This is a genomic window from Streptomyces sp. NPDC093064 (assembly GCF_044754605.1).
In the GTDB taxonomy this organism is placed as follows: Bacteria; Actinomycetota; Actinomycetes; order Streptomycetales; family Streptomycetaceae; genus Streptomyces.
Window position 1 is genome coordinate 1 of the sequence record NZ_JBIVPK010000099.1, and the last position, 12,049, is coordinate 12,049.

13 protein-coding genes and 2 pseudogenes are annotated in these 12,049 nt (G+C 67.8%); 6 read left to right on the forward strand and 9 right to left on the reverse strand.

Going from position 1 to position 12,049, the window contains the following annotated elements:
• The first annotated feature begins 140 nt into the window (after positions 1 to 140).
• The 3 genes from ACIQFZ_RS42165 (at position 141) to ACIQFZ_RS42175 (ending at position 2,749) form a co-directional block, all read left to right on the forward strand.
• Positions 141 to 1,448: a sensor histidine kinase gene (locus ACIQFZ_RS42165; RefSeq protein ID WP_402693843.1), complete on the forward strand. Its 1,308-nt coding sequence runs from the start codon at positions 141 to 143 to the stop codon at positions 1,446 to 1,448.
• A complete protein-coding gene (locus ACIQFZ_RS42170) occupies positions 1,400 to 2,044 on the forward strand; it encodes a response regulator (RefSeq protein ID WP_402693844.1) in 645 nt (214 codons plus the stop codon). The genes ACIQFZ_RS42165 and ACIQFZ_RS42170 overlap by 49 nt, the downstream gene beginning before the upstream one ends.
• Before the next feature lie 96 nt (positions 2,045 to 2,140).
• Complete coding sequence (locus tag ACIQFZ_RS42175; protein WP_365432540.1) at positions 2,141 to 2,749, forward strand: TetR/AcrR family transcriptional regulator; 609 nt, start codon at positions 2,141 to 2,143, stop codon at positions 2,747 to 2,749.
• Positions 2,750 to 2,763: 14 nt separating this feature from the next.
• On the opposite strand, the gene ACIQFZ_RS42180 is transcribed toward ACIQFZ_RS42175, so the two are convergent.
• Positions 2,764 to 3,528, reverse strand: coding sequence for an SDR family NAD(P)-dependent oxidoreductase (locus ACIQFZ_RS42180; protein ID WP_402693845.1), 765 nt, complete (start codon positions 3,526 to 3,528; stop codon positions 2,764 to 2,766).
• A 334-nt stretch (positions 3,529 to 3,862) separates the two neighbouring features.
• Between ACIQFZ_RS42180 and mihF the strand changes: the two genes are divergently transcribed.
• Positions 3,863 to 4,177, forward strand: a complete 315-nt coding sequence (gene mihF / locus ACIQFZ_RS42185) for an integration host factor, actinobacterial type (protein WP_402693846.1) — start codon at positions 3,863 to 3,865, stop codon at positions 4,175 to 4,177.
• 261 nt (positions 4,178 to 4,438) lie between these two features.
• The gene (locus ACIQFZ_RS42190; protein ID WP_376412847.1) at positions 4,439 to 5,266 is read left to right on the forward strand and encodes an alpha/beta fold hydrolase; all 828 of its coding nucleotides are present in this window, start codon (positions 4,439 to 4,441) and stop codon (positions 5,264 to 5,266) included.
• Between the two features lie 319 nt (positions 5,267 to 5,585).
• On the opposite strand, the gene ACIQFZ_RS42195 is transcribed toward ACIQFZ_RS42190, so the two are convergent.
• The 8 genes and pseudogenes from ACIQFZ_RS42195 to ACIQFZ_RS42230 all read right to left on the reverse strand — a co-directional run.
• A complete protein-coding gene (locus tag ACIQFZ_RS42195) occupies positions 5,586 to 6,212 on the reverse strand; it encodes a hypothetical protein (RefSeq protein WP_402693847.1) in 627 nt (208 codons plus the stop codon).
• Positions 6,213 to 6,296: 84 nt separating this feature from the next.
• Entirely contained in the window at positions 6,297 to 6,614 is a 318-nt protein-coding gene (locus ACIQFZ_RS42200; protein ID WP_402693848.1) for a hypothetical protein, read from the reverse strand.
• Positions 6,615 to 6,828: 214 nt separating this feature from the next.
• Complete coding sequence (locus ACIQFZ_RS42205; RefSeq protein WP_402693849.1) at positions 6,829 to 7,236, reverse strand: transposase; 408 nt, start codon at positions 7,234 to 7,236, stop codon at positions 6,829 to 6,831.
• Positions 7,237 to 7,312: 76 nt separating this feature from the next.
• Positions 7,313 to 7,981 (reverse strand): annotated as a pseudogene (locus ACIQFZ_RS42210) (ISAs1 family transposase); the annotation flags it as partial.
• A gap of 113 nt (positions 7,982 to 8,094) precedes the next feature.
• On the reverse strand, positions 8,095 to 8,493 hold the full coding sequence (locus tag ACIQFZ_RS42215; protein ID WP_381999957.1) for a DUF4440 domain-containing protein: 399 nt from the start codon (positions 8,491 to 8,493) through the stop codon (positions 8,095 to 8,097).
• 620 nt (positions 8,494 to 9,113) lie between these two features.
• The gene (locus tag ACIQFZ_RS42220; RefSeq protein ID WP_402693850.1) at positions 9,114 to 9,875 is read right to left on the reverse strand and encodes a hypothetical protein; all 762 of its coding nucleotides are present in this window, start codon (positions 9,873 to 9,875) and stop codon (positions 9,114 to 9,116) included.
• Between the two features lie 187 nt (positions 9,876 to 10,062).
• The gene (locus tag ACIQFZ_RS42225; protein ID WP_402693851.1) at positions 10,063 to 10,647 is read right to left on the reverse strand and encodes a hypothetical protein; all 585 of its coding nucleotides are present in this window, start codon (positions 10,645 to 10,647) and stop codon (positions 10,063 to 10,065) included.
• Between the two features lie 5 nt (positions 10,648 to 10,652).
• Positions 10,653 to 10,814: pseudogene (locus tag ACIQFZ_RS42230) on the reverse strand (ATP-binding cassette domain-containing protein); the annotation flags it as partial.
• Between the two features lie 304 nt (positions 10,815 to 11,118).
• Here ACIQFZ_RS42230 and ACIQFZ_RS42235 point away from each other — a divergent pair.
• Entirely contained in the window at positions 11,119 to 11,652 is a 534-nt protein-coding gene (locus tag ACIQFZ_RS42235) for a DUF3995 domain-containing protein (RefSeq protein WP_376607313.1), read from the forward strand.
• The last annotated feature ends 397 nt before the right edge of the window (positions 11,653 to 12,049 follow it).

Genomic DNA, 12,049 nt, shown 5'->3' on the forward strand with positions numbered 1-12,049 from the left:
TCACCCCGGAGTTGCTCGATCTCCCCCAAGTCCACACGGGCAGCCTGCCGGACTCGGCACCCAAGATCAAACCAACCTAACGAAGTACTACTAGGATCCTGCCGACGGTGCACGGCGAGCGCTGACACGGGGGAACGCGCGTGACGACCACGACACCGGCCATGACGCCGGGGACCTCGCACCCGGTCCTAGGCCGAGCGATCGCCCTTGGCCGCTGCCAACTGCTGTCCCTGGCTGCCTTCGCAGTGTCCACAATCGGCTCGCTCGTGGTCGGCACGCTGCTGCTCCTTCCTATCGGCGCCGGTTTCCCGCTACTGCCACCCGCGGCGACGGCCCTGCGCCGGCTTTCCGACCGGTACCGTGCCTGGACCACCCGGTGGACAGGCACACCCATCAGCCCACCCGAACCGCTCGCCCATGCAGGCACCGGCAGCCACCGCGGCCGAGCGGCCGCCGTCCTCGGCGACGAGGGCTTCTGGCACGACCTCCGGTGGGCCTGGCTTGAGCCGCTGGTCGGCGGGATGCTCGTTGCCGGGCCGCTCGCACTCGTCGACTTCGGGCTGTTCGGTGTGCTGGTGCAGCCGTTCATCTGGCCGTTCATCGGCCCCGACAACTGGTACGCCTTCATCCCCGTCGACTCCACCGCCACGATGCTCGCCGCCGGCGTCCTCGGCCTCGGGTTCGTCGCCGCCGGGCTGCTCTTCGCACCCGCCACCCTCGAACTGCACGCCGCCTGGAGCAGCCGGGTCCTCGCCGCGCCGCGCACGGCCGAACTCGTCCGCCGCATTGAGCACCTCACTTACACCCGCGCCGACGTGCTCGACACTCAGGTCGCCGAACTCCAGCGCATCGAACGGGACCTGCACGACGGCGCCCAGGCCCGCCTCGTCACTCTCGGCCTCACCCTGGACAAGGTCACCCGCCTGCTCGACACCGACCCGCAGGCCAGCCGCGAACTCCTCCTCGAAGTCCGGGCCACCTCCGCCCGTGCGCTGCAGGATCTCCGCGAGCTCGTCCACGGCATCCACCCTCCGATCCTCACCGACCGCGGCCTCGGCGACGCCGTCCGCTCCCTCGCCCTCGACAGCCACCTCGACGTCCACGTCGAGACCGCGCTGCCCAGGCGGCTCCCGCCCCCCGTCGAGTCCGCCGCCTACTTCGCCGTTGGCGAGCTGCTCGCGAACGCGGCCAAGCATTCGGGCGCCCACGCGGTCCACATCCGCCTCGCCCACGCGGACGCCACGCTGCGCATCACGGTCACCGACGACGGCCACGGCGGCGCCGACGCCTCCCGGGGCAGCGGCCTGCACGGCATCCGGCGCAGGCTGAGTACCTTCGACGGGACCCTCGCCCTGCACAGCCCGCCGGGCGGACCGACCATCGCGACCCTGGAGATACCGTGCGCGTCGTCATCGCCGAAGACCTCTTCCTCCTCCGCGACGGCCTGATCCGGACCCTCCAGGACCACGGCTGCGAGGTCGTCGCCGCCGTCGACAACAGCCCCGAACTCCTGCGCGCCCTGCGCGAACTGGAGCCCGACGTCGCCGTCGTCGACATCCGCCTGCCCCCTGGCTTCACCGATGAGGGCCTCCAGGCCGCCCTCGCGGCCCGCCGTGAACGCCCCGGCATGCCGGTGCTGATCCTCTCCCAGTACGTCGACCAGCTCTACGCCCACGAGCTGCTCGCCGCCGACCAGGGCGCCATCGGCTACCTCCTCAAGGACCGCGTCACCCACACTGCCCAGTTCATCGACGCCCTCCGCACCGTCGCCTCCGGCGGCACCGTCATGGACCCCCAGGTCATCACCAAGCTCCTCGCCCGCAGCGACGCCCGCGGGACCACCTCCGACCTCACCCCGCGCGAACACGACGTCCTCAAGCTCATGGCCGAAGGCCGCTCCAACGCCGCGATCATGAACACCCTCCACATCAGTGAGAGCGCCGTCGCCAAACACACCGCGAGCATCTTCGCCAAGCTCCACATCGACCCCTCCGCCGACGACAACCGCCGCGTCCTGGCCGTCCTCGCCTACCTCAAGCGCTGACCCGCACGCCCCCGCCCCCCGGTCGCCCGCTGTGAACGATCGCGGCAGGGGCCCGAAGTACAGTGGACTCAGTAGTCCATTTTGAGGAGGCGGGTCATGCGCGGGGAACTGACGGCGAAAGGGAAGGCGACGCGGAGCCGGATCGTCGAGGGTGCTGCGGCAGTGCTGCGGGAGAAGGGGGTCAATTCGGTAACCCTGGACGACATCATGGCGCGGACGAGCACCAGCAAGAGCCAACTGTTCCACTACTTCCCGGCCGGCAAGGATGAATTGCTGCTCGCGGTCGCCCAGTTCGAGGCGGATCAGGTGCTGGAGGACCAACAGCCCTATCTGGGGTGCCTGGACTCCTGGGAAGCCTGGGAGCAGTGGCGGGATGTGGTGATCACTCGTTACGAAGCCCAAGGGGACGAGTGTCCGCTCGGTTCGCTGTTTCTACAGATCGGGCGCTCAACGCCCGGAGCGCGCGCGATCGTGATCGAGTTGCTGCGCCGTTGGCAGGAGAGCCTGGCGGTCGGCATCCGGTCGCTACAGGCGGCTGGCCGGCTTCCCGCCGACCTCGATGTCGATGCCAGGGCTGCCGCGCTGTTGGCCGCGACTCAAGGGGGCGTGTCGATCCTGCTGTCGACGGGGCAGTCCACCCACCTGCGCGCGGCTCTCGACCAAGGGATCACGGACCTGCGCCGCGTGGGCAGCGCGGTGCCGTGACCCTCCTGAGCGATTCAGCCGGCGATGACGGCAGCGGTGGTGCGACCCCCGTCGACGTCGAGCACGATGCCGTGCACAAAAGCCGACTCGTCGCTGGCGAGGTACACGGCGGCGTTCGCGATGGCGTCGGGGGTGCCCATCCGGCCTGCGGGGGTGCCCTTCATCATGACCTCGCCGGGATGGGTTTCACCGGGGACGGGTGTCTGCACGACGCCCGGGGAGATCGCGTTCACGCGTACGCCCTGCGGCCCGAACTCTGCCGCCCAGGCCCGGGTCAGGGTTTCGACGGCTCCCTTGGTGGAGCTGTAGAGGGCACCGACCGGAATGCCCAGACGCGCGATCCATGAGCCCAGGTTGATGATCGCTCCGCTGCCGGCCTGCGCCATGGCGGGGGCGACCGTCGCGGTGAGGAAGAACGGCGCCTTCACGTTGACTGCGTAGACCTGGTCAAAAGTCTTCTCATCGGTGGCTGCCGTAGTGTCTCCGGGGTAGATCCCCGCATTGTTGACCAGGACGTCGATACGGCCGCCGAGGATCCGCGTCGCCTCCTGAGCCAGTGCCTGCGAGGCGGCCGCACTCCCGTCCAGGGCCGCCTGCACAAAGTCGGCGTGGCCGCCGCGCGTGCGGATGCCTTCGACGACCTCCCGGCCGCGCCCGGCGCTGCGGCCTGTGACGACGACATGCGCTCCCTCGGCTGCGAACGCCTCCGCGATGGCCCACCCGATATTGCTGGTTGCTCCGGTCACAAGGGCGGTCTTGCCCTCAAGGCGCCTTGACATGGTCCACTCCGTTGTTTGGTTCTCCGCTACGAACCCGCACGACCGAGCCACATGCGACGTTTCGGCCGAGCGGGGCCCTGGACGGCCAGGGCGGAGTGCCACTGTGCGCCGATAGAATTGGACTCGCAAGTCCAAAGTTGCGGCGTGCCGACGCTGCGAGTTGCCGCACCCCCAGACACCCCTGATCGACCAACCTGAAGATCGACTCCGAAGTCAACCCCCGAAGGACTAAGGAATCCGCCGAGACCGCGTAAACCCCGTAAACCCGCTGGTCACCGCCACAGCAGCAGAGGCAGGATAGCCATATCGATCACCTGGTGAAAGGACCTGATCCATGGCACTCCCCCCGCTCAGCCCCGAACAGCGCCGAGCCGCCCTCGACAAGGCCGCCGCCGCACGTAAGGAGCGCGCCGAAGTCAAGGAGGCCCTCAAGCACGGCAAGCTGTCACTGCCCGAGGTGCTGGCCAGCGACTCCGAGGCCATCCGCAAGATGCCGGTCCGCGCCCTGCTCGAATCCCTCCCCGACATCGGCAAGGTAAGGGCCCAGAAGATCCTCACCGAGCTGCGGATCTCCGACAGCCGCCGGATGCGCGGCCTCGGCATCCAGCAGCGGGAACGTCTTCTCGAACGGTTCGCGCCGCAGCGCTGACCGGTCGCGCCCTGTCGGTACGGGCTCGACTCCGACAGGGTGGGAGCGTCCGCTGAAGCGATCAACGCCGGCGACCGCGAAGAACCCGGGGAGAGAAACCTGTGACACCGCCCGCGCCCGAGTAAGTAGGGGAACTGACGAAATGCGGGCTCTGGGGTGACGAAATGGTGCTGACAGCGGCGATTCGTGGACTTGAGCGAGCGTCACCCGTTTTGTCCCTTATGTTCGTCCGTAGTGGATCACGAACGAAGGGACACCGTGATGGGGTACGTGGAGACCAGCGACGGCACGCAGATCTACTACAAGGATTGGGGCCCGAAGAACGGAAGGCCGGTCCTGCTCAGTCACGGGTGGCCGCTGAACGCTGACGCCTGGGAAGCACAGGCGCTCTACCTCGCCGAGCACGGCTGCCGGGTGATCGCACACGACCGACGCGGTCACGGCCGTTCCTCGCAACCATGGGACGGCAACGAGATGGACACCTACGCTGATGACCTGGCCGCCCTGCTCGATCATCTCGACGTCACCGGTCTCACACTGGCCGGCCATTCCACCGGTGGTGGCGAAGTGGCCCACTACATCGGGCGGCACGGCAGCGCGCGGGTTGCCAAGCTCGTCCTGGTCTCGGCAGTACCACCGATGATGGTCCGTACCGACGACAACCCCGAGGGGCTGCCCATCGAGGTGTTCGACGGCATCCGCGACGGTGAGCGCAAGGCCCGCGGGCAGCTCTATCGCGACCTCGCCGACGGTCCGTTCTTCGGCCACAACCGCCGCGGAGACGTCGCCCAAGGAATCCGCGACGGCTTCTGGCTCAACAGCATGCTGGCCGGTCACCGCGCTGCGTTCGAATGCATCGCCGCGTTCTCTGCGACGGACTTTCGCCCGGACCTGGAGAGGATTGACGTTCCCACGCTGGTCATCCACGGCGACGATGATCAGATTGTACCGTTCGAGGTCGGCGGTAAGCGTTCGGCGCAGATGATCCGAGGCGCTCAGCTCAAGGTGTACGAGGGCGCGGCGCACGGCATCACCGACACCGAGAAGGAGCGTCTATCCCGAGACCTCCTCGACTTCGTCCAGAGCTAAGCCGGAAATTGCGCGAGCAGTGGGGAATCCCCCGGCAGCGTCCCGAGATCTGAGCCAGGTAGCCGACCTAACCATGCAGGTCAGAGCATTTCGTCGGTTCCCCGAGTACCTCTCACCGCTGCGCTGGCGGCGGATGCTGTTCACTACCCGCCGTCAGGAGGTGCGGTTCGTGTACTGGCCGCGCCGTCCAGCCGGGCACCGGCGCATCCGCATGTTCGACCGCGAGGGCTACGACGTCGGCACGCTGGTGTGGATGGTTGTGTGGCGCCTGCCGCGTCGGGAGCATCAACAAGATCTCCATCACGATCGAGCGCCAGCGTCAGGAACTCGGCCGTCGGCTGATCCGCCGGGCTCTGTGCAAGGCCGTCGCGGTGGGGACGCTGCCGGAAACCCACCCTGTGGCGACGACCTCGAGCGTGCCTAGGCCTGTGGCCGCGTTGATCGCATGGCGCGCCAGTTCGTTGTACGGATAGCCGCTGAGCGTGTCGTGCAGGCCGCCGTCCGCGGTGAAGCCTGCCTCGTGCAGCGCTCCGGATACGTGACCGAGGGTGCCCCACCTGCGTCCGCTGGTGATGTCCAGGCCGGCCCAGTTGTCGTCGAGGTCGGCGTACAACAGCTCGAGCCTGTTGGGATTCTTGAACACGGTCATCGCGGGCTGCCCGGCGGTGCACAGCTCGAGGAGAACACAGTGGCCGGCGCCGATCAGGGCCGTGCTGCCGTTGGTCTCAATCACGATGCTCCACGCTGGGCTGATACGGCTGGCCACGAGGAGGATCCCGTCTTCCTCAATCCCCTCGTCGGCTTCCTCGCGAAGCGCATCGACAGGGTTGGCGACATCGCTCAGGTGGCCGGCTTCCATGGCCTGCAGCGCCTCGCGGGGCGGCAGGGTGGTGAAGGTGAAGCACCAGCCTCCGAAGTAGCCGTCGAGCGTCGTCAGCAAGTCCATGGAGGCTCCTGCAGGAGTGGTGCGAATGGAACGGCGCCCCCGCAGCGAGAGGCGCCGTTCATTCTACTTACGGTGATCGTTGGTCTAGAAGTCCACAATCTGCACGTAGTAGCGGTCATTCGTGTCAGCCGGTGAGGGCAGCGTGTCGTCCCAAGCGAGGATCCGGTGGTTCCGCACGTAGTTCATCAGCGTGTTCCCAGCGGAGCGGTTTTGCGAGAGGTTCACGGCCCATACGGAGAAGTCCCAGTCCCGGCTAGAGGCGCCTTCGAGGGTTGCTCGGAAGGGGTACTCATCACAGTCCTCAACACCCGGATACGGCCGAAGCGGCAGCGGGAGGCCGGTGGTCGAGTAGTCGCCGGTGGAGGTGCAGGCCTGGTCCTTGTGTGAGGTGTTCGCGTTCATCTGCGTCAAGTGGAAGTTCTCATGCAGGCGGTGCAGGCCGGGCGCGTAGTAGTTGCCGGCGATGTACTTGCCGGGGATGTGCTTCGGACTCGTGCTGTTCGGATAGGTGGCGTCCGGCTGGTTCTGGGCCTTGTAGATGTGGTCAGCAACGCCCTTGTGCGGGGAGTCCGCGGCAGGGCCGTTGCAAAGTGCGGTGATCTTGTAGTCGCGCTGGTCAGACGATGCCCAGTAGGTCGAGCGGGCGGGTGAAGGGCTCGTAGGAGACGTGCCGGATGCCGGCCGCGATGTTGCGGTGTCCGGCGGCGCGGAGCGCGTTGATCGCCAGGTTGCGTAGGGTCGACATGTTTTCGGGGCCATGGCCGGTGCGGATCTTCGAGGCGTCCTCGGCGAAGGTGGTGTCGCGGACGAAGTGGAGCCGATTCTCGATGGTCCACTGCGACCTGGCGAGTTGGCCCAGCCGCTGGGGCGATGCCTGATGCGAGCTCAGGTCTGTGATCGCGTAGACGGTCTGGCGGCTGACGGTTCCGGTCGTGCGGTCGGCGCGGTGGCGCAGGATGCGTACAGCCTGGGCGGCGTGAGGGAAGTCGAGGCCGAGGTCGGTCACGGTGAGGGCCCTGGTCACTCGGGTCTCCCGGCGGGCCGTGGCCGATCTCCCGGTCGTAGCGGCGGGCGGTGACGTCCTTCCACGGCAGTGATCGCAGCCTGCGGTGCAACTCGGGCTGGTTGGCCTTGACCACCAAGAGGTAGTGCGCCTTCTTCTCGTCCACCAGGAAGCGCGCATGCGCGCGCTGGGTGTGCAGGGCGTCGGCCGTGACGGTGACCCCGGTCAGGTCGAAGGGCGCCAGTAGCGCGGCGAAGCAGGTGATTTCGTTGGTCTTGTCAGGGATCCGCAGCTGGGTGACGGTTCGGCCGTCGCCGGTCATCGCGGCCAGCAGGTGGGCGGCGGGCGTCTGGCCGTGTCGGGAGCCGCGGGCAGCCTTGCCGTCGAGCGCCACCGAGTCCAAGCCGGCAGGATCAGCGCCGGTCAGATCGGCCAGTCCGCCGGGGCAGACCAGGCCGACAATCCGCCGAATCGTGGCGGCACTCGGCGCGACGCGCACGCTCAACGACCCTACGACCCGGGCACCCAGGCGGGCCAGGGCGTGCTGCGGCGCGTTGGCGGACCACTGGCCGATAGCCGTATACGAGCGTGCGCCGGCGACAACCGCGGAGGCGGCAACCAGCAGCACCGCCACGAACGGGTGACGCACCCCTCGACGTCGACGCGGATCCGGCAACAGCCGCAACCGCTCCACCAGCGACAACCCCGCAGTGTCCTCCAGAGCGGGCGACTTGATCAGGCAGACGGTGGCAGACTGACGACACATCGAAGCTCCGGTGGTGCGAGGCGACTTGGGAAGGTCACCCCGTTCAACCGGAACTTCGCTGCGTGCGTGACGGCCCAGCCCGCGCTCCTTGGACCGCCGCGACCTGCGGACCCTCAGGGCTGGTCGTACCAGGAGAACGCCGCGATCCGCCAGCCCTCCGGGGTGCGGACGAACTGGATGGTCTTGGTCCCGCCGCCCTCGAACGGCTCGCCGTCCAGGATGCCGGCCTTCCGGTACTCGCCGAAGCGCGACGCGATGTCGCCCGCGATCTCGGTTCGCTCGGAGGCCTCCCACTCCGAGAACTCGACCAACCGGCCGTCGGCGAGCAGGCGTTCGCGCGGCTCGATGAACTCGTCCACGGTGTAGACCGTGTACTTCGGCCCGGTCAGCACGATCACACCACCCGGAATGACCAGCCGGCGGATCCGGGCCACGTCCGCGGCCTTGCCGCCGCGGTTGTCGAAGGCTCCGAAGAACTCGGCGGCTATCGCGTCAATCTCGATCTTGGACATGGCGCGACGGTAACACCGCTAGGGGGCAACGGACATGGCGTCGAGGCAACTTCGACCCAGGGCACCCACGAGATCATGCGACTTTGCAACAGCCCTGGGGTCCGCGGCTCGGGAGTACATCATGCGGGGGATGGTCTCGAGGAAGACGCAGCCCTTCGGCCAGTCCGCGTAGATGTAGCTGGCGGAGTCGCAGCGCACCAGGCGGCGAGAGATGGACGCGCGGGACTCGGACTGGTAGTCGCCGCTGTCGGTGTAGAGCTCAACGTGCGTGCCGTGAGCGGCGATCTTGTCCCGGCCGATGCCCTTGGTTTCGTCGCTGTTGGCGTTCCAGTAGAACCAGCTGCCGATGCTGTTCCAGTTCTGCCAGTCCAGGGTGATGGGGGACCCGGTGGCGGAGCAGCCACGCGCAGCGTCTTGACCTGCTCGGCGACCGCGACGACCGAGGCGTCCGTGCCGCCATGGCCCTGCGCGCCGTGGTCGCCGGGGACGTCGAGCAGGCCGCCGCTACGGACTGGCCGACGTCGCCAAGCAGTTCGCCGACCGCGACCTGGTCGTGGACCTGGTCCACCGCGACCGCGGTTCATGATGACAATCCAGGAATAGGCATCCGTTTGGGCTGCTCACACCTGGGAGGTGTCCGGCTCCAGGGAAACCGCGACAAGCCGGTCGCTGAGGGAGCCGGCGGCGCTGTCACCTGTCGTCTCGGCGCGGTACGTACGGATCGCCGGGTCGGCGAGGGTGAGAGTCAGCACCGGGCAGTCCGCGGAGTCGTTGGTGTCCTCAGGCGAGCACTTGATGATATCGAGCAGGTTGTGGCCAGGGCACACGGCCCCGGCAGGCACATCCACGTCCAGGAGCAACTCTTTGCCTGGATCCACGCGGAAGCTGCCGGACGCCGGGGTTTTAACAGGCTTGCCCATGTAACCGCTGTCCACGACAGTCGCGGTGAGCCCGCGGGCGGAGGCGCGGCTGCCCTCACCGTGCGGGCCGTAGAGATCGACCGTGACCCGACCTTTGGCCAGCGGTGCGTCGAGCAACAAGGGGCGGTCGCCTGTTCGGATGGCCGCGTGGACGGTGAAGCGGGGTTTGCCTGGCGACTTCGTCCCCGGATCGTAGGCGTCCCAGCTGGTGAGCACCAGCTGCGGGGCCTTGCTCCGCTCGCCTTTCCCTCGTGGTACCGGCCGCGGCCAATCGTCCACCCCACACTTCGAGAGTTGAGCCGTGCCGCCGGCGGGGAGCGGACTATCCTGCAACCGCTCGGCAGGGACCTGCCATTCCGCGGATACGCGCGGCTCGGACGTTGTAGCGGAATACGTCAGTACCAACAGGCCCACGACGGGCACAGCGAGGATCAACCAGGAACGTAGGGAAACGCGGAACACTCAGCCGCGTCCTTGCGCTTGGCCGACCGTCCCGGCACCGCCTCCAGGTCGTTCGCGGTCGTCGGCCAGCGGCAACGAACAACGGTCCTCAGAAGCCGGACGACTGGTATCCAGGCCTCGCTCGCCGGCCCGGGGGATCAGTTCCATGACGCTCATGATTCTTTCTGCGCGCCGGACGGCAAGAGCGTCACTGCTCCGTTATGTCGAGCCCGTCCTGGGAACAGAAGCAGCGCAGCTCCCGAGCAGCTCTGCCGACCGATCGACTCATCAGCGCGGAAGGCGCCATCACTGATGCAACGCGCACGCTACGGATCTTGGTGACAACGAGCCTGCCTTTGTGCCACCTATCGCGCTTCGGCACACACACCGGGGCTCGCGGCCGTTCGGGGCGCGGCCTGCTACAGGTCGAACTCGAGGTGCTCGATGTCCGTGAACCGGCCGGGACGCGGTCGACGATGTCGTAGGCGTACAGGCCGTCCATCAGCACCCGCATGGCCCGCGGGTTCGCGGCGCAGGCCCGCGCGAGCTGGTCGCCGGTCTTCGGCCCGGTGCTCAACTCGGCGAACACGCTGAGGTCGTGCGCGGCCTCGATGACGCCGGGCGCCCACAGCGAGATCAGATGCTCGTAGACCCGGTGGGCGGAGTGCACGACCTTGCCGGCACCCCGCCAGTCGGGAAGCAGTGTGGTGTCCACGAGCGGACGGACGTTGAGTTCCGGCGCGGGTGTGTCGCCCGCCTCGAAGTCAGCGGGCGTGGTGACACCAGGCGTCATCGCAGTGCCAGGATGCGCACGGTCGTGGTCTTCCCGGCGCCGTTGGGGCCGAGCAGCCCGAAAACCGTGCCGGCGGGGACCGACGGGTCGACACCGTTCAGCGCGTCCTTGACCTGCTTTCCACCGTAACGTTTGCTCAGCCCCTCGGCCCGAATTGCAATGTCCACGCATTCACCCCCATACGCTACGGGTTCACCGACCCGACGGCTGCCGCATCGGCGCCGCCGACGCTAGCAGCGGCGTGGCCGGAACCGGCCCTCTCATTGAAAACTCCGATATGCACGGGGTTCGCGCCTTCGTACCCGGTGATAGCGTGCCCGCGGTGTGCTCGGGCTTCGAGGTGATGATTTGGTGCACGAAACATTAATTCCAGGCGAAAATGACGAGAATTCACCTGGCCGGGATCGGGGTGCCGAACTGCTGCCCCGGCCGGTCTGGGTTCACCTGGCTTTCGCATTCACGGTTCTCTTCATGCTTCTCCACGTGTACTGGGCGGTGGGCGGCACCTGGGGATTGCCGCTCCTGGCACGGCACGAGAAGTCCGCGGTACAGGCGGTCAACTGGGTGGTAAGCGCCCTCATGCTGTTCGGCGCGCTCTTCGTCCTCGCGCTGAATCGCCGGACGGGGAGCCGAGTTCGCGCCTGGGTGCTGCTGGCGCCGATGTGGATCGCGGCGGTGGTGTGCGTCTCCCACGCCCTTTACGGATTCGTCACCAAGGCCCTGTACCTGAGCGGACGCCACGGCGCGGTCGACTTCCCGGTCGTGCCCGGGGTCGGCGCGGCGGAGGCGGCCGAGGCGAACCATCTCTCGGCCGTGCAGGACCTCCTGGTGTTCGAGCCGTGCTTCCTGGTCCAGGGCGTGGTGCTGGCTCTGGCCGCCTGGCAGTTCATCCGCACCCGGAGCGGCCGCCGTAAGTGGTGGACGTCGTTGGCCGTGGGCATCGTGGTGATCGACGTGTTCGGCGCCCTGCTCTCGCTCGCCGGCGCGCGCTTCGCGCTCTCCTGACTCCCCCCATTACCTTGTTGATCAGCCCCGCAATGGGGTGCCCGGCCTCTGGGACGGCATGACTGTTCCCCCTGTAGTTCGCATGATCTGGGGGGTGGTGTCAGCGCGCCGTGAGGCGCTGCGAACTCGTGCGGAGGTGAGAGACCGTCGCCATCTCCCTGTCGCAGCAGGGGGATGAAGCTGGGGGCAACCTGATCCGGGAGATGCCGGTCAGGAGTACCTCGCGCTCCCGGCAGAGGTTCTCCGTGTTGTCGTCACCGCGACCGCCTGACTGATCATCACCGGGACGCCATTGCGATAGCGGGGGGCATGAAGACACCCGGCACTGTCGGTGTCCACGCGGAGAAGCGCGAGGACACCGACAGCGTCGACCTCCCCATGCAGGCCCGTCCGAGGG

Bases quoted from the DNA above. Each gene is read 5' to 3' on its own strand.
- ACIQFZ_RS42215 (WP_381999957.1), bottom strand. From the start codon at position 8,493: ATGTCCAAGATCGAGATTGACGCGATAGCCGCCGAGTTCTTCGGAGCC.
- ACIQFZ_RS42235 (WP_376607313.1), top strand. From the start codon at position 11,119: ATGCTTCTCCACGTGTACTGGGCGGTGGGCGGCACCTGGGGATTGCCG.
- ACIQFZ_RS42225 (WP_402693851.1), bottom strand. From the start codon at position 10,647: ATGACGCCTGGTGTCACCACGCCCGCTGACTTCGAGGCGGGCGACACA.
- ACIQFZ_RS42175 (WP_365432540.1), top strand. From the start codon at position 2,141: ATGCGCGGGGAACTGACGGCGAAAGGGAAGGCGACGCGGAGCCGGATC.
- ACIQFZ_RS42200 (WP_402693848.1), bottom strand. From the start codon at position 6,614: ATGAACGCGAACACCTCACACAAGGACCAGGCCTGCACCTCCACCGGC.
- ACIQFZ_RS42180 (WP_402693845.1), bottom strand. From the start codon at position 3,528: ATGTCAAGGCGCCTTGAGGGCAAGACCGCCCTTGTGACCGGAGCAACC.
- mihF (WP_402693846.1), top strand. From the start codon at position 3,863: ATGGCACTCCCCCCGCTCAGCCCCGAACAGCGCCGAGCCGCCCTCGAC.
- ACIQFZ_RS42195 (WP_402693847.1), bottom strand. From the start codon at position 6,212: ATGGACTTGCTGACGACGCTCGACGGCTACTTCGGAGGCTGGTGCTTC.
- ACIQFZ_RS42190 (WP_376412847.1), top strand. From the start codon at position 4,439: ATGGGGTACGTGGAGACCAGCGACGGCACGCAGATCTACTACAAGGAT.